We start from the raw sequence: 20,497 nt of genomic DNA, 5'->3' as shown, positions 1-20,497 counted from the left end.
TTGATTCTTTTATTAGCATTGCTGTTTGTCTGTCAGATTTTTGTGTTTCTAACGGATGATAAGGAAATAATTTCACTGACAAAGTTGGTCATCACGTTAGTATTTTTGCAATTGCTATTAAAGATTCCATTTATCAATTCATAGGAAGAAACAAGCGTACATACACTTGAAAAAGAGAAGATGAAAGGAGGCAATGTACAAGTGATGTGGAAAAGACACGAAAAAAAACAACGTCATTAATGGTATTAATTTTGATAGCTGCCTCCGTGGGAATTTTCATCATTTTACCTATGTATCAAACGAATTCAACAAGCGACAAAGGTTCACCGCTCACAAATGAAGAAAAACTTGAGCAAACCCTGAAGGCAATGGAAGGTGTTGGGGAGGTTAAAGTCTACTTTTATTATGGAGAGATGACAGATGATCAGGATGCCAATAAACTATTCAGCCAATATTTTCGAGGGACTGAACAAGGCGCGAAAAACGTGACAGGAATGCTCGTTGTTTCAGAGGGTGCTTCCGATATCTTTGTAAAAAATGAAATTCGTGCTGTCGTCAGTCAAGTGATGCAATTACCGATTCATCGAATTATTATCGTTCCAATGGAAAATAAGGAGGAAAAGTAAATGCGCGTACGTAGAAGAACAGTTTGGTTTATGACATTATTAAGTTTAGTAGCAGTCATTTCAGTGTATTATTTGGTAGATCCAGCAAAGCAATTCAATGGTCTTACTATTTTTACAGATGATACACTGCAACAAACAGCTGTCACAGGTGTTACAGATCAGGAAGCAACAAATGATATAACACAAGAAGTATCTTCACCAAGTCACTTATTTGAAGAAATGCGTATGCAGGTTAGTGATGAGAGAAGCCAACTTCGTGAACAGTTAACACAAAAGATTGCCTCAGAAGAATATTCTGCCGAAGAAAAAAATGAGGCATACAATGAAATGGATGGCCTGATTAAACGTGAATCAGCGGAAGCTATGCTTGAGATGCTCGTAAAATCATTAGGCTACTCTGATGCGTTTGTACGTGCTGAGGGAGAAAAAGTGTCGGTGACAGTGATGGCAGAGGAATTGTCAAAAACACAAGCAAACGAAATTATCTATCTGGTAAAAACAGAGATGGAAGGCGCAAATGATGTGCAAGTCAAGTTCAGTGCAAATAATTATTAAAAAATAAAGAAAAAAATAAATTTTTAGTTAATTCATAAAAGGTTGTTATATATCAGCTTCATGAAAAGGCTTTCGCTTAGTAAAGGAAAGCCTTTTATTTTGTTCATATTTACTTAATTTTCATTTAACTATTTCAAATTGATACGAAAAAATATAGAATAGTTATTGTAGTAGATTTTAATTCATAAGGAGAGTTAGAAATGTTCAAAATTCAAGAAATTCGTGAAATTATCAAATTAGTGGATTCTTCTTCAATTGACGAGTTTGTGTATGAAGTAGATGGCGCAAAAGTAAAACTTAAAAAGAATAATGTTGTTGTTACAGAAACTGTAGCACCTAAAAAAGAAGTAGTAGCCCCTGTTGTACAACAATCTGCACCAGCAGAAGCTCCAGCAGTAACACCTGCACCAGCGAAAGAAGAAGCGCCAGCACCAGCTGCAGCGGCACCATCAGTTAACGACCCATCGTTACATAAAATTGTATCTCCAATGGTCGGTACTTTCTATCAAGCACCAAACCCAGATTCTCCTGCATACGTAAAAGTGGGTGACAAAGTAGGGGACGAAACAATCGTATGTATCGTAGAAGCAATGAAATTATTCAACGAAATCGAAGCAGAAGTGCAAGGGGAAATCGTTGAAATTCTAGTTAAAGATGGCGACTTAGTAGAGTACGGCCAACCATTATTCCTTGTAAAAGCTGAGTAAGGAGTGCAAAACAAATGAAAAAAGTTTTAATTGCAAACCGCGGCGAAATCGCTGTGCGTATCATTCGTGCTTGTAAAGAGTTAGGCATTCAATCGGTTGCTGTGTACTCTGAAGCAGATGCTGACGCATTACATGTGAAGTTAGCAGACGAAGCTTATTGCATCGGACCGAAGCTATCAAAAGATTCTTATCTTAGCTTCCCAGCGCTACTTAGTGTAGCTGAAAAGACAGGTGCTGATGGCATCCACCCAGGATATGGCTTCGTATCAGAAAACGCTGATTTTGCTGAAGCTTGTGAAAACGCTGGCATTAAATTTATCGGTCCATCCTCTGATTCTATTAAAATTATGGGCATCAAGGACGTTGCACGTACAACAATGGAAGCAGCAGGCGTTCCACTTGTTCCAGGTACTGGTATTGTACCAGATATCGAAACGGGTAAAGAATGGGCTGCTAAAATTGGTTACCCTGTCATCATCAAAGCAACTGCTGGTGGTGGCGGTAAAGGAATCCGTGTAGCACGTACAGAAGAAGATCTTGTAAAAGGTATTGAAATTACGCAAAAAGAGGCTGCTGCAGCATTCGGTAACCCTGGCGTATATTTAGAGAAATTTATCGAATACTTCCGTCACTGTGAAATCCAAGTTTTAGCAGATGGCTACGGTAACGTGGTGCATTTAGGCGAACGAGACTGTACGGTTCAACGTCGTATGCAGAAGTTAGTAGAGGAAGCTCCATCTCCAGCCCTATCTTCTGAGCGTCGTGCTGAAATGGGTGCAGCTGCAGTAAAAGCGGCACAGGCATGTAACTATGAAGGTGCTGGCACAATCGAGTTTATCTATGACTATCAAGAGGACAAGTTCTACTTCATGGAAATGAACACTCGTATTCAGGTTGAGCACCCAGTAACAGAAATGATTTCTGGTGTAGATCTTGTACAACAACAATTAAAAATTGCATCTGGTGAGAAGCTTCCATTCACACAAGATGATATAAAATTAAATGGTTGGGCGATTGAATGCCGTATTAACGCAGAGAATGCCTATAAAAACTTCATGCCTTCAGCAGGAACTGTTGATACGTATATAACACCAGGTGGCTATGGTGTACGTATTGATTCTGCTGTCTATGCGGGCTATACAATCCCACCATATTACGATTCAATGGTAGCAAAACTAATTGTTCATGCGGATACACGTGAAGAAGCGATTGCAAAAATGAACCGCGCTTTAAGTGAATTCGAAGTATCTGGTCCTGGAATTAATACAACCATTCCATTCCACCAAGCACTCATGAACAATGACGTCTTCAAATCAGCACAATTCAATACAAAATTCCTAGAAGAGAACGATGTATTGGGCGTAGCAGAAAAAGTGAAGTAAGTGTTCGCAAGTTTAAACCTCCTAGCTTTTATTAGTTAGGAGGTTTTTTATGTCTAAGCAAAAATAGATAGAGGACTTACTTGCAGGTAGGAAGATCAATCATAGAAGAAAGATTGACCGTTATAGAAGCTTAAACCGTTACTAATTGAAGTGTGGTGAAAAAGATTATAAAAGTTCTATTTTATAGATAGAAGATCGTTATCTGGTGTTAACATACCATTCTTTGTTGAATAGTCTCCTATGTTTCTGTAAAGCACAGCTGTTTTTATCGCATGGCCTTCTTTCGCAAATACAAGAAGGAAAATATCTTCCCGTACATCTAATCCACTAATACTACCTTTAAATTGAATGTCCATTGTTTCTTCAATCGCATCTTTCGTTGTATAAGGTCCAAAAATTTGCGCTTTTTCCCAATCAAAATCCGTTAATTTATTTAGTGAAACTACAGTTGTACCATTATTTGCTTTTTCCATTATATTTTTCGCAAGCAATGTATCTTCACTAGCACTATTCCCAAAAAATAAAAAACACATTGTAAACATGAGGACAACCCCACCGATACCAAACAACCATTTTTGTAACATACTCTACCTCTACTTTATCTTATATCAATTCTATATTATAGAAAGAATACTATATAATAGAAGATAGTGATAGTAATCCCCCTGAAAAGGAGTTAAACAATGGATGCCTATATACAATAAGCTAGTGAGGGATAAAATTTTAGAAGTAATGGAAGCGAAGGGTTTATCCTATCATGCACGCATTTTAGAACCTAGTGAGCTGATAAAGGCAATAAAAGCTAAAATGATAGAAGAAGCTACAGAATTTTACGAAGCCGAGGATAAAAAAGAAAGTGTTGAAGAGCTCGCAGACATACTGGAGCTCATTCATATGGCTATCGGTGTGCTAGATGTAAGCTTTGACGAACTAGAAGCGATCCGTGAACACAAGAGAAAAGCTCGTGGAGGATTTGAAAAGGGAATTTATTTAATCGATGTAGTGGATCAGTAAAGTCAGTTTTAAATTAAAACGGCTTTCGACAGCCAAACCTTCCTTTTTATAGTATAATAAATGTAAGTACAGCACTTGTTTGTGATGTGTAAGGGAAAGGATGATATTTGTATGGCAGAGAAAGTAGGACAATCTTTCGTACAACCAACACCTTCTGGGAAAGAAGAGCTTGGAAAAATTGAGGTAGCGGCAGAGGTGATCGAGGTTGTGGCTGGGATTGCTGTCAATGAAGTCGAAGGCATTGCTGCAACTCGTGGGAATATTGCGACGGGTGTCGTGGAACGTTTCGGTAAAAAAGTACACAATAAAGGCATTAAATCAGGTGTAACGGAAACTGGTGAAATTGCGATTGATGTATTTTGCTCTGTGAAATATGGATATGCCATTCCTAAGGTAGCAAAAGAAGTTCAAACGCAAATCCGTCAGGCTATTTTTAATATGACGGCACTAGAAACAGCAGAAGTAAATGTGCATATTACAGGTATTCACTTTGAAAAAGAAGAAACCGTAGTGCATGAATAAAAAAGAAAAGGATTGCCCAATGATGATTCGTTCATCAAATGGCAGTCCTTTTTATATGGATTTCTCTAGGGTTCATGTGGATGTATCGCTATTTTTATAATTCTATATGCTTTGGCTTTCTCCAGAATAACGCAAGTATGACGCCAAGCACCAATACGATTGTAGCAAAGTAGTATGGATAGTTCAGATTGATATCGAACAATACCCCACCTAGAATTGGGCCAAAAATATTACCAAGACTTGTAAACATAGAGTTCATTCCACCAACAAATCCTTGTTCATTTCCCGCAATTTTCGATAAATACGAAGTAACAGCAGGTCGAATTAAATCGAAGCCTACGAAAATAAAGAATGTAACGAATAAGATGGCAAAATAATGACTCACGATCGTCATGGCGAATGTTAATATTGCTGAAAGGATTAGTGAGTAACGAATAACATTAATCTCACCCATTTTCTTTGTCAGCCAATCAAATAGTATTAATTGAGCTAGTGCACCTACAATACCACTTCCTGTAATAATTATGGCAATATCCGATGGTGTAAACGCAAATTTGTGATCAACGAACAAGCTAAACAATGATTCGAATGCAGCGAGGCCAAATGATAACACGAAAATAAGAATGAATGGTATGAAGTAGAGTGGACTAAACACACGCTTGACACTACCTAACATGGATGGTGCTGCTTCTTCATTGTCTGTAGCACGTGCTGGCTCTTTTAAAAACAGGAATGACAGGATAGCTGCGAACAGACCAAGTACCCCAGCTGCATAAAATGGGACACGTGTACCAATTTCAGCCAAAAATCCACCGATCCCAGGACCAATAATAAAACCTGTGCTAATGGCTGCACTCATATAGCCAAGTGCCTTAGGGCGCTGTGCCAATGTCGTAATATCAGCTATATAGGCGGTTACGGCTGGCATAATGAAAGCTGCACTCACGCCACCTAACATACGCGAGACAAAAAGAATTTCAACAGAACGACCAAATCCAAATAAAAATTCAGAAAGTCCAAAAATAAAAAGACCTGCAACAATCATAACTTTGCGGCCAATAGTATCAACAAGCTTACCTGCAATTGGTGATGCAATTAGTTGTGTAATGGCAAAGGCTGCCACCATATAACCAACAACAGAACCAGAAATATGCAGTTCATTCATGATGGTTGGTAAAACAGGGATGACTAAACCGATCCCTAAAAAGGCAATGAAAAGATTAGATAATAAAATAGCTAAGGTTATATTTTGCTTCTTGCTCATAAACTTCTCCTTCTAATTGTTCGCGATACATGTTTTCAATCTACTAGAATAGAATATTTCCATGTAATACGATAAACCCTATAGTAACTATAGGGTCAAAAGATTTGTTTTTATTTTTTAAAATTTTTATCAGTTTGGGAGTTCTAGTAGGGAGTTATACGAATGCGCCACTAATTTTTCGGAGCATTTTTGTGTCTCTTGTTTTTGCCTAATCTTTAATTCTACTATAAATTTCTTTTCTTGCTCCATCGTGAGCGTTGCGGGCATGTATAGCTCATATACTTGCGACTCAAATAATTCCTGCTGAGCTAATACATGATTTCTCAATTTTTCATAGAATGAAAAATAAGTATCAGGGTCGTAAATAAAGGCAATGCATACATATTTACCTCCAGGAATAATGGTTTGTTGTATGTTTGGTGAAAGCTGCGAAAATGTGCGCTCCGTTAATAGAGGAGTGAAAATAGCATCATAAATGATGTCATTGACATCTTTATAAGGCTCTAGTGGATAAATACAACCATAACGACTGTTTAAGACACTGCCTTCCTTTTCGATGATTTTAATTAAAGTGGCATAGTATGTACTGGTGCTCGATGTGGGTGTTAATTCAGTAGTGGTTACTTGAAGAACGGGCATTGCTTCCTCTATCTGCACATAAATCTCACCGAAGACTGGGATATCAATTTGCTCTTGTAATTGCTTTTTTGTTTTCAGTAAGGTATTTTTTGCTTCGTTTAAACGTGAAATTTTTTCATTGATGCGTAGCTCCTGCTGTGCTAAAAAATCAAGCAATTCCTCAGAGGTTAATCTAAGTGCTTTTTTTATATCATCGAGCGTCACGCCGATATATTTAAGGGACTTTATAATGTCTAAATAGAATAGCTGGTTGCCTTTATAATATCGATAATTGGTGAAGGTATCGATATAAGCAGGCTTAAATAAATCAATTTGATCATAATAACGTAATGTCTGAACCGATAAGTTTGAAAGTTTGGCAACCTCACCTATCGTATAATAATGTTCCTTCATAAATGGCCTCCACTAATAAAAGCTAAAAAAGTTTCGAATGGCATCAAAACGAATTTTATGCTTGCAATCCACCTAGTAAAATAGGAGAGATTTACGTTCCTTCATTTGTTGATATTGTTCTTCTCTGTCAACCATTTTAAATGTTTTTTGCAGCTAGGACATATAGCTTCATGTTGCATTGTGACACCTCTAAAGTTTTTTCTTTATTATACCATTACGAACAGGAAACATTCATTTTTGAGTACCACTATTCCATGAGAAGTGGGCTTAAACAAAAAGTTCCTTGAAAAAGGTTCAGATTATTGAAAACTTGCTTGAAATCGTGTTTCTCGTGTGATTTTATGCTATTATAAACCTTAATGCCACTTAAGAAGGAGAGCTTTACATGAAACGACATGAAGCACGCGAAAAAGCGTTGCAAGTTTTGTTTCAGCTAGACAATACGGATCTAACCGTTGAAGAAGCAATGGGCCATATTAAAGGTCAACCTACCAATGCCTTCTACGAAAAGATCGTGAATGGAACAGCTGAACATCTGGAGGAAATCGATGCTACATTAGAACAGCATCTTGAAAAGTGGTCACTTGCCCGTCTACCCAAAATTGAAAGAACGGTTTTACGTTTAGCTGTATATGAATTGTTATACATGCCAGAAACACCAAAAAGAGTAGTACTAAACGAAGCAATCGAGTTATGTAAAACATTTGGCGATGATAGTTCATCTAAATTCGTCAATGGTGTACTTTCTAAATTTACAGAACAAGAATAATGTGTTGAATTGGAAGGAGTAACGAAGGTTTATGTCAAGTGCAATTATTAATGGTAAAGAGATTGGTCAAGAAATTCGTAATGCTGTAGCAGAGCGTGTCATTCGTTTGAAAGAGCGAGGGTTAACACCTGGTTTAGCGGTTGTGTTAGTTGGAGACAACCAGGCATCAGCTACATATGTGAGAAATAAACAAAAATCTTGTGAAGCGATTGGTATGTTTTCAGAACTCATTAAATTACCAGAAAAGACAACGCAAGAGGAATTACTAGCACAAATTGAGCTTTTAAATCAACGTGAGGATATTCATGGTATCTTAGTTCAATTACCACTCCCAAAACATATTGATGAGGATACAGTCATTGCAACGATTGCTGTCGAGAAGGATGTCGATGGATTCTCACCTGTAAGCGTTGGAAAAATGATGCTTGGCCAAGAAACATTTTTACCTTGTACACCGTTTGGCGTGATGAAGCTTCTTGAGTATTCAGGAATTGAAATCGCAGGAAAGCATGCTGTAATCGTAGGTCGTAGTCATATCGTTGGTAAACCAATGGGACAACTACTTCTACAAAAGGATGCAACGGTAACCTATACACACTCTAAAACGCCAGATTTACCTTCATTTACAAAACAAGCAGATATTTTAATTGCTGCAGTTGGACGTGCAAACTTTATTACGAAAGAGCACGTGAAAGAAGGGGCTGTTGTTATTGATGTAGGCATTAATCGCGATGACAACAATAAATTATGCGGTGACGTAAACTTTGCAGAAGTAGATGGAATTGCGTCTCATATTACGCCTGTACCAGGTGGTGTAGGACCAATGACCATCACGATGTTACTATTCAACACAGTGCAAGCAGCTGAAAATACGCTTGCAAAATAAAAAACCTTTTGAAGAAAGTCATCTCAACATTGTGTGAGGTGACTTTTTTGTTGTGTAAAATCAGAACTTTTCTTCGATTTGGTCGTCTAATGTAACGTTTGGGACATACATACTGAGGAGGAGGTTTTTATGGAAAATATCGATATGATGTTAATTGTCAAGCATATCATTATTGGACTTGTCCAAGGTTTTACAGAGCCAATTCCTGTATCGTCGAGTGGACATGTAATGATTGCTAGCGAAATGCTGGGACTAGGTGAACAAGGTTTTACTTTTGCCATCTTAACCAATACAGCTTCGTTACTCGCTATTATGTATATTTATCGTAAGGATATTGTTCGTCTGATCAGTCATTTTTTTCTTTACTTGAAAACTGGAGAAAAGCGGTATAACGCAGATTTTCGCTTTGCTCTCTATATTGTCATCGGTTCAATTCCTGCTGGCGTTTTAGGGGTGTTATTAAGTGATGTGATTGCAGATAACGTAAGTATGACGACGATTGCGCTCATGCTATTTGTGACAGGGACTGCATTATGGTTAATTCGTAATATGCGTGGCAAGAAGAAAGATGCAGATTTACGTGCTAAAGATGCCATCATTGTAGGGCTGGGGCAAGCAGTTGCTTTAACGCCAGGCATTAGCCGTTCAGGAGCTACGATTATTTCCGCCATAGCAGTAGGGATGAAGCAGGATACAGCCTTACGTTTTTCCTTTATGCTTTATATTCCTGTAAGTTTGGGTGGGGTAGTCCTTGGCATTACAGATTTTTTAGACGAGCCGAATAAAGGTGCCTTAGCTCTTCCATATGCCGCCACTTTCTTGGCAACACTCATTATGACTTATTTTGCGATGCGTTGGTTTATGGGCATTATGAAAAGTGGCAAACTTAGCTACTTTACGTATTATTGTTTTATTGTAGGAACTCTTTTATTACTATTTTATTAAAATATAAAGTCTCATAACGTATGAAGTTATGGGGCTTTGTTTGTTATTTGTCATAATATACGGTTTCTAATAGTGAGAACGTGTAGGAATGTGTTATAGTTGTTTTTCGATAGAAGAAAGACAGTCATTTTTTCTACCGAAACTGCATTTTGGCACGTCAACGACTGCAAAAAATGTTATGATAGTTGTAGTTTTGTGAAAAACTTGATTTTAGTAAAGGAGCCGAAAACATGTCCTCTGCTTCTTATTTAACAGTAAAGGCGTTAACAAAATATATTAAACGAAAATTCGATGCAGATCCACATTTACGTGAAGTGTATGTAAAAGGTGAATTATCGAATGTGAAAATTCATCAATCTGGCCATATTTACTTTACATTAAAGGATGATGGTGCCCGAATAGCTGCGACGATGTTTAAAACAGCTGCTACCAAATTAGCGTTTGAACCAAAGGAAGGTATGCAAGTATTTATCCGAGGGGATGTAAACGTTTACGAAGGCTATGGAACCTATCAGCTATATGTACAGGAAATGCAACCGGACGGCATTGGTAGCTTATTTGTTGCCTTCAATCAATTAAAAGAGCAATTACAAAAAGAAGGTCTTTTTAAACCTGAGTGGAAACAACCGATACCAAAATTTCCTGAAAAAATTGGTGTGCTCACATCAACAACTGGTGCAGCTATACGGGATATTTGTACAACCTTAAAGAGGCGTTACCCACTTGCTGAAATTTTGATTTATCCAACCCTTGTACAAGGAGCTCAGGCTGCACCGAATATTGTGCAAAATATTCAACGGGCTAATCAAGAGGGAAGCTGTGATGTGTTGATTGTCGGGCGAGGAGGAGGCTCCATCGAGGATTTATGGGCTTTTAATGAAGAAATTGTGGCAAGAGCTATTTTTGAAAGCCGAATCCCTATTATAAGTGCGGTTGGCCATGAAACAGATACAACGATCGCCGATTATGTCGCCGATTTACGTGCACCTACACCAACAGCTGCTGCTGAGATGGCTGTGCCAGATCAAGCGGATCTCTACCAACGAGTGCTTACGCAGAAATCACAGCTTCATCAAATGGTTAGGTCGCAACTTATGGCAGAGCGACAACGTCTAAATAAGCTCCAACAGTCTTATCCATTGTCAATGCCGGAAAGACTTTATCGACCTTTTACAGAAAGATTGGCACAGCTTGAGTCAGGATTACAGGCAGCAATGCAAATGAGCTTGATGAAAAAAGCTACCCAACTTCAACAATTACATAGTACGGTGGAGCAACATTCACCCAAAAAGGCACTTGCTTTTCATCAGAGAGAGCTTGAAGCGCGGATCCAACAATTATCACGTGCTACAACGTATTATGTGGCAAAACAGCAACAACAATTTGAGTCAACCGTTAGAACATTAGAAGCTTTAAATCCACTGTCTATTCTAACAAGAGGATTTACAGTAGCATATAAAGATCAGCAAATGATCAAATCATCCACTGAGGTGCAAAAGCAAGATCAACTGACACTGACCTTCCATGATGGAAAGGTTGTGGCTAAAGTGACGAATATCTTGCCAAAGAATGAGGGGGAATTGTTGTGACTGAAAAACAACAAACATTTGCAGAAGCCATGACGTCACTAGAAGAAATCGTTCGCCAGTTAGAACAGGGTGATGTGCCATTGGAAAATGCGATTGATTTATACAAGCAAGGAATGGAGCTATCAAAGTTTTGCCATAGTAAGCTGCAACATGCTGAGGAGCAGCTTGTATCAATTGTCCAAGAGACTGGTGAAACAACAGCATTTGATCCACTAAAGGGAGAGAATTAGGAAATGAATGAGCCATTAAAGTACTTTATTGAAAGCAATACACCACAAATTGAAGAGACGATGTTTTCGCTTGTTGAACAAATTGATGCACCAGCAGATTTAAAGGAATCTATGCTTTATTCATTAAAGGCAGGGGGTAAACGAATTCGTCCGCTTTTTGTGTTAGCGGTACTAGAGCTTTACCGTGAAAATCTTCAGGACGGTTTGATTGTCGGTTCGGTCATTGAAATCATTCACACGTATTCTTTAATCCATGATGATCTACCAAGCATGGATAATGATGATTTCAGAAGAGGCAAGCCAACAAATCATAAAGTTTATGGAGAAGCGCTCGCTACGCTTGCTGGTGATGCATTAAACACACTGGCATTTGGCATTTTAGCACGCATGGATATCGCTGCTGAAAAGCGTATTGAACTTGTCCAATTGCTAAGCATTGCAGCAGGTGCAGAAGGCATGGTTGGTGGTCAAGTACTAGATATGGAAGGGGAGCAACGTCAGCTTAATTTAGCTGAATTGGAACAAGTCCATGTCAATAAAACAGGTGCTTTATTGCGTTTTAGTATTGAAGCGGGAGCCGTACTTGCAGATGTATCAGCACAAGACCGTGCTACATTGAAAGAATATGCGCATCATATTGGTTTAGCTTTCCAAATTCAAGACGATATTTTAGATATTGAGGGAACGACTGAAGAACTAGGAAAAACAGCTGGAAAAGATGTCGCTAGTGATAAAAGCACTTATCCAGCCCTCTTAACCCTAGAAGGAGCGAAAGAAAAGCTTGCTGAGCATTATCAACATGCCATTAACGCACTCGATCAATTACCAATAGATGTCAGCCTATTACGTGACTTTGCTGCTTATATCGTTCATCGTAAAAACTAAGAGAAAATCAAGGCGTTGAAGGAAAAGAATATGCTAGAATAGGTGGGAACGTTTGCAATATGTAAACAATGAAGTGCTCGTACTTTTAGCATATTGATAACACTGCTATAATGGTGGAAACACAATTGCGGTGAATATTTTATTGAAAAGGTGTGTGAGAAAGGTGGATTTAAATAAAATAACTAGTCCATCCTTTTTAAAAAACTTAAATAAGAAGGAGCTTGAGCAGCTTGCCCAAGAAATTCGTACCTTCTTAATCGAAAAATGTTCTGTCACAGGTGGGCATATCGGGCCGAATTTAGGCGTAGTTGAGTTAACGATGATGCTGCATAAAATGTTTGACAGTCCTAAAGATAAGTTTTTGTGGGATGTTGGCCACCAAGCTTACGTGCATAAAATTTTAACAGGTCGTGCGAGTCAATTTGACACACTACGTCAGTTCAAAGGGCTTTGTGGATTTCCAAAGCGCGTGGAGAGTGAACATGATGAGTGGGAAACAGGTCATAGCTCGACATCTTTATCAGCAGCCATGGGTATGGCAGCAGCACGTGATATAAAAAAAGAAAACAACTTTGTTATTCCTATTATTGGTGATGGGGCTTTAACAGGTGGTATGGCACTTGAGGCTTTAAATCATATTGGCCATGCAAAAACAAATATGATTGTCATCCTCAATGATAATGAAATGTCGATTGCACCAAATGTTGGTGCATTACACAATGTTTTAGGTCGTCTACGTACAGCCAAGGAGTACTCAAAAGCCAAAGAAGAGCTGGAGTCACTTATTAATAAGATTCCAGTATTAGGTGGAAAGCTTGCCTCTACTGTTGAACGCGTAAAGGATAGCTTAAAATATTTAGTAGTATCTGGAGTGTTTTTTGAGGAGCTAGGTTTTAAATATCTTGGTCCAATTGATGGACATGATTTTGAAGCGCTTGAAATGACATTATCACATGCGAAAAAAGTAAAAGGGCCAGTCCTTGTTCATGTGATTACGAAAAAAGGAAAGGGCTATAAGCCAGCCGAGGATGATACAATTGGGAATTGGCATGGAACAGGTCCTTATAAAATTGAAAATGGTGCCTTTGTAAAGTCTGAGACTACTGGACCGGCTTGGAGTAGTTTAATTGCTGAGACGGTTCGTAAAATTGCTCATGAAAATGAGCGAGTGGTAACGATTACACCTGCCATGCCTGTAGGTTCAAAGCTACAGGGTATTCAAAAGGACTTCCCAAATCGTTTCTTCGATGTAGGGATTGCGGAGCAACATGCGGCAACGATGGCTGCAGGATTAGCTACGCAAAAGATGAAACCATTTTTAGCGATTTATTCTACGTTCCTGCAACGTGCATATGACCAAGTATTGCATGATATTGCTCGCCCAAATTTAAATGTCTTTATTGGTATTGATCGGGCTGGTTTAGTGGGAGCAGATGGGGAAACACATCAAGGTGTATTTGATATTGCTTTCCTTCGTCATATTCCAAACATGACCATCATGATGCCAAAGGATGAGAATGAAGGGCAACATATGGTAAAAACAGCGATTGATTATGATGGTGGTCCAATTGCACTTCGTTATCCACGTGGTAATGGAATGGGTGTGCCATTAGATGATGAGCTGATAGCTTTACCAATTGGTAGCTGGGAAGTTTTACGTGAGGGCAAAGACGCATCTATTTTGACATTTGGAACAACGATTCCAATGGCAATGGCTGCTGCTGAAATGCTAGCGCAACAAGGAATCGATATTGAAGTGGTCAATGCTCGCTTTATCAAACCGATGGATGAGGATATGCTACATCGTATATTATCTAGTCAAAAACCGATTTTAACAATTGAAGAAGCTGTTCTACAGGGTGGGTTTGGTAGTGGTGTATTAGAGTTTGCTCATGACCACGGCTATTTAAATGCGTTAGTTGATCGAATGGGCATCCCAGATCAATATATTGAGCATGGCAACGTAGATCAGCTACTCGCGGAAATTCATATGACAGCAGAAGATACGGTTGCACGTATGCACGTATTACTTCAACAAAAACAGCAAGTGGGTTTGAATAAATAATGACAAAACAACCAAAAGAACGAGTAGATATTTTACTTGTAGAGCGTGGACTATGTGAAACAAGAGAAAAAGCAAAACGGTCCATTATGGCAGGCCTTGTCTTTTCAAATGAAATACGAATTGATAAGGCAGGCGAGAAAATTGCCGTCGATGCACCGCTACAAGTAAAGGGCTCAGATTTAAAATATGTGAGTCGTGGAGGCCTTAAATTAGAAAAGGCGCTACAAATTTTTGATATGTCTGTAGAAGGGAAGCTAATGCTTGACATTGGCTCCTCTACAGGTGGCTTTACAGATTGTGCCTTACAACATGGTGCAAGACATTGCTATGCACTAGATGTTGGTTCGAACCAATTAGCATGGAAAATTCGCTCTGATGAACGAGTGACAGTAATGGAGAAAACGAATTTTCGCTATACAACGGCAGCCGATTTATCAGAAGGTTTACCTGATTTTGCAACAATCGATGTTAGCTTTATTTCATTATCACTGATTTTACCAGTATTAAAAACATTATTGCTGCCAGGCGGGGATGTTATGGCTTTGGTGAAGCCTCAGTTTGAAGCTGGGAAAGATAAAGTAGGTAAAAAAGGAATTGTGCGTGATAAAAAAGTACATTTAGAAGTTTTGGAAAAAACAGCTGCCATGGCAACTGAGGTTGGTTTTGTAGTAAAAGATGCTTCGTTCTCTCCAATCACAGGTGGAGAAGGGAATATTGAATTTTTATTCCATTTAGTGAATCCTATTGGACAAGAAGTGCTACCTGCATATACAGCTTTTAATGCACTCGTTGAAGAAGCGCATAATTCTTTAAAATAACACGTGCTCGCTTATAGAGCCGTGTTTTTTCTTGTGCTTTTTTGTTGAAAATGGTAGTGTGATTATACACATATACAATTATTTATAAGAGGTGATTTCGTTGAATAAAGGACAACGACATATACGGATTCGGGATATTATCGCCAATCATGAAATTGAAACACAAGATGATTTAGTCGATTTTTTAAAAGAAGCAGGCTATAATGTGACACAAGCTACAGTATCACGAGATATAAAAGAGCTTCATTTAGTAAAAGTACCATTACAGGATGGGCGCTATAAATATAGCCTACCCGCAGATCAACGTTTCAATCCAGTCCAAAAATTACATCGTGCATTAGCGGATGCTTTTGTAAGTATTGATGGGGCATCACATTTTTTAGTCATGAAAGCTCTTCCTGGGAATGCGAATGCCATTGCTTCCCTACTTGACCATTTAGATTGGCCGGAAATTTTAGGTACAATTTCTGGAGATGATACCATTTTAATTATTTGTCGAAATGAAAATGAGCGTGAAAATACAAAAAATCGTTTATTAGACATGCTATAAAAAATGGTTAATTTGATTTAGAGGTGACAATTTGTGTTAAGAGAGCTTAGTATTCGAAACTTTGCCATCATTGAGGATTTGACTGTCAGCTTTTTAGAAGGCTTAACAGTTCTCACTGGGGAAACAGGCGCCGGAAAATCCATTATCATTGATGCGGTGCATTTACTTGCAGGTGGACGAGGCAACACTGAATTTATTCGTCATGGCGCAAGAAAAGCAGAATTGGGTGGCTTATTTCAAATTTCGAGTTCAGTTCATCCTGTTCTGAAAAAGTTAGAAGAAGCAGGCATTGAAATAGAAGAAGATACAATTATTTTACGTCGAGATTTGAATGATACTGGTAAAAGTATTTGCCGAGTGAATGGTAAGCTTGTGCCTTTATCGGTACTAAGAGACATTGGGGCAAGTCTCATTGATATTCATGGCCAACATGAAAATCAAGAGCTAATGGATGAAAAGCAGCACATTAATTTGCTTGATCAGTTTGCAGAAGAAGAGCTGTCGCCGATTCAAAAAAACTATCGTGCCCAATATGATGAATACCGTTTGCTCAAAAAAGACTTAGCTTCTATATCCATTGATGAGCAGTTGATGGCACAACGTATCGATTTGTATCAATTTCAAATGAAAGAGTTGGACGAAGCTAATTTAAAGTTAGGTGAGGAAGACGAGCTTCTAGACGAACGCCGTCGTCTGATGAATTTTAATAAAATTTTTGAACGCTCTAGTGCAGCCTATGAAGCCATTCAGGGTGAAACAAAAGGGCTTGATTGGATCGGGACGGCAATGGGTGCTTTAGAAGATGCTGCAACGGTTGATGAGCAATTCAAAGAATCATCTGAGGCAGTTACAACTGCGTTTTATGCATTACAGGATGCAGCCTATCAGGTCAAAAATGTGTTAGATGAATTAGAATTTGACCCTGCACGTTTAAACGAGGTTGAGCAGCGATTAGCGTTGTTGCAAACTTTAAAACGCAAATATGGTTCGACAGTGGAAGAGATCTTGGCTTATTATGAAAAAATTAAAAACGAGTTAAATGAGCTGTTGAATCGTGATGAGATTTTGCAGGTGAAAGAACGACGTGTGTTAGAGATGGAAGCTGTACTCAATGAGCTGGCTAGTGAACTTTCAACTGTACGTAAAGCTGCAGCCCAACAATTGAGTGAAGCAATTATGGCAGAACTACGTGAATTACATATGGAAAAAGCAAAATTTATTGTCAATTTCGATGAATTACCCTATTTTGATGCCAATGGGAAAGATCAAATTATCTTCTACATTTCCACAAACGTTGGGGAGCCACCAAAGTCTTTACCGAAAATTGCATCAGGTGGAGAATTATCACGAATGATGCTAGCGTTGAAAACCATTTTCTCTTCTTCCAATGGAATTACTTCCATTATATTTGATGAGGTGGATACAGGTGTCAGTGGTCGTGTTGCGCAAGCGATTGCAGAGAAAATTGCCGCAATTTCTGTTAATTCTCAAGTTTTATGTATTTCACATTTACCTCAAGTTGCAGCGATGGCTGATCATCATTACTTCATCAAAAAAGAAGTCGAACATGATCGAACGTTTACTTCCTTATCAGAAATTGATCAAGATGCTCGTATAGAGGAAGTTAGCCGTATGATGTCTGGAACTGAAATTACAGCTTTGACACTACAGCATGCCACGGAGCTTTTAAAAATGGCAGATGAACGAAAAAAACAAATGCGTTAACCAAAAGCCAGAAACAGTTTCAGCTGTTTCTGGCTTTTTTCATTTTGCACAAATATTTACCGCTTATAAGAACGTCACAACAACACATAGTAAAAAGACAAAAATGAAAAGGAGGTGTCGTATGAATCGTCATTGGCGTCAATTAGTCATTTTGCCTATGCTCATCTTTTTATTAGTGATGCCTATACAAGCTTTAGCCGCCAAAAAGCTTATACCGATGGGCGAAGCAATTGGAATTCAACTTCAATTGTCACATGTATTTGTCGCACACGATGTACTGTTAGCTTCCAATCAGTGGATGAAAGGAGGCGCAGTTATAGAAAAAATAAATGATATACCAGTAAAATCCCTTGCTGATGCCAAGCAGGCTGTGGCAAAAGATGGCCAACAGAAATGGACGATCAATAGTGAAGGTCAACAAATCACATTGGAATTACAAAACCAAGAAGCAGAGCATGTCATTTCCTTTTTAAAAGATGAAACAGATGGAGTAGGAACACTGACTTATATTGATCCAGAGACAAAAAATTACGGTGCACTAGGTCATCAAATTGTCGATTCAACTCTACAAGAAGCCCCTGTTTTTAGAGCTGGCTCCATTTTTTTAGCTTCTATTCAGCAAATCCGAAAAAGCACACCAGGCCAACCAGGCTATAAAATTTCCTCCATTGAAAAGCATCAAGAACGTCTAGGCAGTATAGATAAAAATACTATTTATGGTATTTTTGGCCGCTGGGAAGACGGTTATCAACAAAGATTACCCAAAGCGATCGAAATTATGCATGAAAAAGATATAAAAACGGGGAAAGCTGAAATCTATACAGCCATTGAAGGCAGTAAGGTGGAAACCTTTTCAATAGAAATTACCAAAGTGGAAAATGAACGCCTTGAATTTATAGTATCTGACGAAAAGCTCATTGAAAAAACAGGTGGTATTTTGCAGGGAATGAGTGGCAGTCCTATTATCCAAGACGGTCGTTTTGTCGGTGCTGTGACACATATGTTTGTGGAGGAGCCGAAAAAAGGTGCAGCGCTAACAGTAGCGGAAATGTTAAGAAGGTCTTCATAAAAAGGTATGAAAGGTAAAAATCCGTTTAAATTTCCCCAGGCAGGACAAAAGCCGCGGGAAACTACACGGATTTTTTACCCTTATTTCATCGAAACCAACATGTATTTCCGATAATTTCCTGAAGAAGGCATGATATTTAAAAAAACTGTAGTTTTATCTACTAAATTTATCTAAAATAAGTTATAAGAGCATTCGACAAGTCGCGTCATTTAGCGTAACTTGTCGATATTAAAAGAAAGTATCGGACTACATACTCATTTTTGGAAATAGAAAAGGTTTTTAAAACAAAAATGTCGAAAATTCCACAGTGTGCCAAAAACGGCATTTAGGGGTTTAGGTTATCGCTTTGAGGTGTTCAAAGCAAGTCCAGAAGGAGGAATTGAAATGACAAAGGTAAAAGTAGCGATTGCAGATGATAATCGTGAGTTATTAAAAACAATGGAGCAGTATTTTCAAGGACATGCCGAAATAGAAATTATTGCAACTGCTTCAAATGGAAAAGTATGTCTACAAATGCTTGAGGAATTTACACCAGATATTTTACTTCTAGATATAATAATGCCTCATCTTGACGGTTTAGCTGTATTAGAGTCCATGTATCAAAATGAAAGAATGTCATCAATTCAAGTCATTATGCTAACGGCTTTTGGCCAAGAGGATGTCATGAAACAGGCGGTGGATTTAGGAGCTTCTTATTTCATGCTAAAGCCCTTTGAATTCGACCAATTGGTACAAAAAATTTTACATTGTGCTGGACAGAAGGCGACACTTCCGAAAAAGACAAGCGTATTACAACCAACAGTACCTCAAAAATTAAATCAGCATCAATTAGACAGTACGATTACAGCCATCATCAAAGAAATCGGTGTACCTGCACATATTAAGGGCTACTCCTACTTGCGTGAAGCCATTCAAATGGTCTTTGAGGATATTGAATTATTAGGATCTGTTACAAAAATTTTATATCCAGAAATCGCTAAAAAATTTAATACGACACCTTCCCGCGTGGAACGTGCGATTCGTCACGCCATCGAGGTAGCCTGGAATCGTGGCAATTATGAATCCATTTCCTCAATGTTTGGCTATACAGTCCATCACTTGAAATCCAAACCAACAAATAGCGAATTCATCGCCATGATCGCAGATAAAATTCGTATCGATATGATGGCTAGCTAGTCTAGCTAGTACCGATATATATCATTAACATATACAGCAATTATACTTCGCATAGTATAGCGCCTTTTTAAATCTTATTGTTTAAAGGGGCGCTTTTTTTGTTACTTGAACAAATACTGTGGAAATTTCTGTGGCTGATCTTTAACATTGAAACCGTTAAAAGAACGTCTAAATCAGCTAAAAATACACGATATATACATGAATAGTGAATTTAAAGTCATATTCTAAAGTTGAATAATTTGAGACCTTTTCATAAACTTATAAGTAGGTGATCACAATAAAAAGTATAAATTTCCAATTAGAGGGAATGAATTCGCTTGAAATCACACAGATAACAGAAGAGCTATTTGAGGTGCGTTTAGTATTCGATGGTAAAATAAGTATACAATATATGAATCGACAGCAATTGATACAACTAGGATCTACTTTCCAAATTGAAAGAAATATCAATACATTATTAGCTAAAAAGACCTATAAAGACCTATAGTTTAGTGGAAAGCACCCCCTGATACCTGTACTTGGAAGATGATTTATTCAAAACAGCCTGATGGAATTACTTTGAATTTATCGGTAATTTTAATAAAAAAACTCAAAAACAAACAATTTATTAGAATTAAATACCTACATTTTTTTAGAAAAAATAAAATATTGTCTTATATTTTAATGATTAAGTGGTACTATTTTCTTT

General features: G+C 38.1%; 23 protein-coding genes. 20 read left to right on the top strand and 3 right to left on the bottom strand.

Annotated features, from left to right (window positions below; all coding sequences use genetic code 11):
• The 5 genes from JIN86_RS02450 to accC all read left to right on the top strand — a co-directional run bounded on the left by JIN86_RS02450 (nt 1) and on the right by accC (nt 3,270).
• Nucleotides 1–144, top strand: a complete 144-nt coding sequence (locus JIN86_RS02450; protein WP_004231124.1) for a hypothetical protein — start codon at nt 1–3, stop codon at nt 142–144.
• 62 nt (nt 145–206) lie between these two features.
• Nucleotides 207–626, top strand: coding sequence for a hypothetical protein (locus tag JIN86_RS02445; RefSeq protein WP_004231129.1), 420 nt, complete (start codon nt 207–209; stop codon nt 624–626).
• On the top strand, nt 627–1,181 hold the full coding sequence (locus JIN86_RS02440; RefSeq protein ID WP_202341197.1) for a SpoIIIAH-like family protein: 555 nt from the start codon (nt 627–629) through the stop codon (nt 1,179–1,181).
• A 200-nt stretch (nt 1,182–1,381) separates the two neighbouring features.
• On the top strand, nt 1,382–1,888 hold the full coding sequence (accB, locus tag JIN86_RS02435; RefSeq protein ID WP_004231133.1) for an acetyl-CoA carboxylase biotin carboxyl carrier protein: 507 nt from the start codon (nt 1,382–1,384) through the stop codon (nt 1,886–1,888).
• A gap of 14 nt (nt 1,889–1,902) precedes the next feature.
• Nucleotides 1,903–3,270, top strand: a complete 1,368-nt coding sequence (accC, locus tag JIN86_RS02430) for an acetyl-CoA carboxylase biotin carboxylase subunit (protein WP_004231135.1) — start codon at nt 1,903–1,905, stop codon at nt 3,268–3,270.
• Between the two features lie 176 nt (nt 3,271–3,446).
• Here accC and JIN86_RS02425 read toward each other — a convergent pair whose 3' ends face one another.
• Complete coding sequence (locus tag JIN86_RS02425) at nt 3,447–3,854, bottom strand: hypothetical protein (RefSeq protein ID WP_202341196.1); 408 nt, start codon at nt 3,852–3,854, stop codon at nt 3,447–3,449.
• Between the two features lie 103 nt (nt 3,855–3,957).
• On the opposite strand from JIN86_RS02425, the gene JIN86_RS02420 reads away from it, so the two are divergent.
• Both JIN86_RS02420 and JIN86_RS02415 read left to right on the top strand, forming a co-directional pair.
• On the top strand, nt 3,958–4,284 hold the full coding sequence (locus JIN86_RS02420; RefSeq protein ID WP_004231140.1) for a nucleoside triphosphate pyrophosphohydrolase: 327 nt from the start codon (nt 3,958–3,960) through the stop codon (nt 4,282–4,284).
• A gap of 111 nt (nt 4,285–4,395) precedes the next feature.
• Nucleotides 4,396–4,806, top strand: a complete 411-nt coding sequence (locus tag JIN86_RS02415; protein WP_004231142.1) for an Asp23/Gls24 family envelope stress response protein — start codon at nt 4,396–4,398, stop codon at nt 4,804–4,806.
• Nucleotides 4,807–4,900: 94 nt separating this feature from the next.
• Here the strand turns inward: JIN86_RS02415 and JIN86_RS02410 are convergent, their stop codons facing one another.
• Nucleotides 4,901–6,070 (bottom strand): MFS transporter, encoded by a 1,170-nt coding sequence (locus JIN86_RS02410; RefSeq protein ID WP_202341195.1) that lies wholly within the window; start codon nt 6,068–6,070, stop codon nt 4,901–4,903.
• Nucleotides 6,071–6,199: 129 nt separating this feature from the next.
• Nucleotides 6,200–7,102, bottom strand: coding sequence for a MerR family transcriptional regulator (locus JIN86_RS02405; protein WP_004231145.1), 903 nt, complete (start codon nt 7,100–7,102; stop codon nt 6,200–6,202).
• A gap of 385 nt (nt 7,103–7,487) precedes the next feature.
• Here JIN86_RS02405 and nusB point away from each other — a divergent pair, with 385 nt between their 5' ends.
• From nusB to JIN86_RS02340, 13 genes are all read left to right on the top strand, one after another.
• Nucleotides 7,488–7,871 carry a transcription antitermination factor NusB gene (gene nusB, locus JIN86_RS02400; RefSeq protein WP_004231146.1) on the top strand — a complete coding sequence of 128 codons (384 nt, stop codon included), beginning with the start codon at nt 7,488–7,490 and terminating at the stop codon, nt 7,869–7,871.
• A gap of 31 nt (nt 7,872–7,902) precedes the next feature.
• Nucleotides 7,903–8,757, top strand: coding sequence for a bifunctional methylenetetrahydrofolate dehydrogenase/methenyltetrahydrofolate cyclohydrolase FolD (gene folD, locus JIN86_RS02395; protein ID WP_202341194.1), 855 nt, complete (start codon nt 7,903–7,905; stop codon nt 8,755–8,757).
• Between the two features lie 129 nt (nt 8,758–8,886).
• Nucleotides 8,887–9,702 carry an undecaprenyl-diphosphate phosphatase gene (locus tag JIN86_RS02390; protein ID WP_004231157.1) on the top strand — a complete coding sequence of 272 codons (816 nt, stop codon included), beginning with the start codon at nt 8,887–8,889 and terminating at the stop codon, nt 9,700–9,702.
• A gap of 230 nt (nt 9,703–9,932) precedes the next feature.
• Nucleotides 9,933–11,291 (top strand): exodeoxyribonuclease VII large subunit, encoded by a 1,359-nt coding sequence (gene xseA / locus JIN86_RS02385; protein WP_004231159.1) that lies wholly within the window; start codon nt 9,933–9,935, stop codon nt 11,289–11,291.
• On the top strand, nt 11,288–11,521 hold the full coding sequence (locus JIN86_RS02380) for an exodeoxyribonuclease VII small subunit (RefSeq protein WP_004231161.1): 234 nt from the start codon (nt 11,288–11,290) through the stop codon (nt 11,519–11,521). The genes xseA and JIN86_RS02380 overlap by 4 nt, the downstream gene beginning before the upstream one ends.
• A 3-nt stretch (nt 11,522–11,524) precedes the next feature.
• Nucleotides 11,525–12,406, top strand: coding sequence for a polyprenyl synthetase family protein (locus JIN86_RS02375; RefSeq protein ID WP_004231163.1), 882 nt, complete (start codon nt 11,525–11,527; stop codon nt 12,404–12,406).
• Nucleotides 12,407–12,569: 163 nt separating this feature from the next.
• Entirely contained in the window at nt 12,570–14,471 is a 1,902-nt protein-coding gene (dxs, locus tag JIN86_RS02370; RefSeq protein WP_004231165.1) for a 1-deoxy-D-xylulose-5-phosphate synthase, read from the top strand.
• Nucleotides 14,471–15,289 (top strand): TlyA family RNA methyltransferase, encoded by an 819-nt coding sequence (locus JIN86_RS02365; RefSeq protein WP_004231167.1) that lies wholly within the window; start codon nt 14,471–14,473, stop codon nt 15,287–15,289. Before dxs ends, JIN86_RS02365 begins: the two co-directional genes overlap by 1 nt.
• 100 nt (nt 15,290–15,389) lie before the next feature.
• Nucleotides 15,390–15,839, top strand: coding sequence for a transcriptional regulator AhrC/ArgR (gene ahrC, locus JIN86_RS02360; protein WP_004231170.1), 450 nt, complete (start codon nt 15,390–15,392; stop codon nt 15,837–15,839).
• A 33-nt stretch (nt 15,840–15,872) separates the two neighbouring features.
• Nucleotides 15,873–17,564 (top strand): DNA repair protein RecN, encoded by a 1,692-nt coding sequence (gene recN / locus JIN86_RS02355; RefSeq protein ID WP_004231172.1) that lies wholly within the window; start codon nt 15,873–15,875, stop codon nt 17,562–17,564.
• A 121-nt stretch (nt 17,565–17,685) separates the two neighbouring features.
• Nucleotides 17,686–18,633 carry a SpoIVB peptidase S55 domain-containing protein gene (locus JIN86_RS02350; RefSeq protein WP_009370207.1) on the top strand — a complete coding sequence of 316 codons (948 nt, stop codon included), beginning with the start codon at nt 17,686–17,688 and terminating at the stop codon, nt 18,631–18,633.
• A 384-nt stretch (nt 18,634–19,017) separates the two neighbouring features.
• On the top strand, nt 19,018–19,809 hold the full coding sequence (spo0A, locus tag JIN86_RS02345) for a sporulation transcription factor Spo0A (protein WP_004231179.1): 792 nt from the start codon (nt 19,018–19,020) through the stop codon (nt 19,807–19,809).
• 307 nt (nt 19,810–20,116) lie between these two features.
• Nucleotides 20,117–20,296, top strand: a complete 180-nt coding sequence (locus tag JIN86_RS02340; protein WP_202341193.1) for a hypothetical protein — start codon at nt 20,117–20,119, stop codon at nt 20,294–20,296.
• Nucleotides 20,297–20,497: the final 201 nt, after the last annotated feature.

Origin of the sequence: Lysinibacillus sp. HST-98 (assembly GCF_016757845.1) — a bacterium.
In the GTDB taxonomy this organism is placed as follows: Bacteria; Bacillota; Bacilli; order Bacillales_A; family Planococcaceae; genus Lysinibacillus; species Lysinibacillus capsici.
Note: the sequence above shows the minus strand (reverse complement) of the source record. Positions and strands in the feature narration are given on the sequence as shown.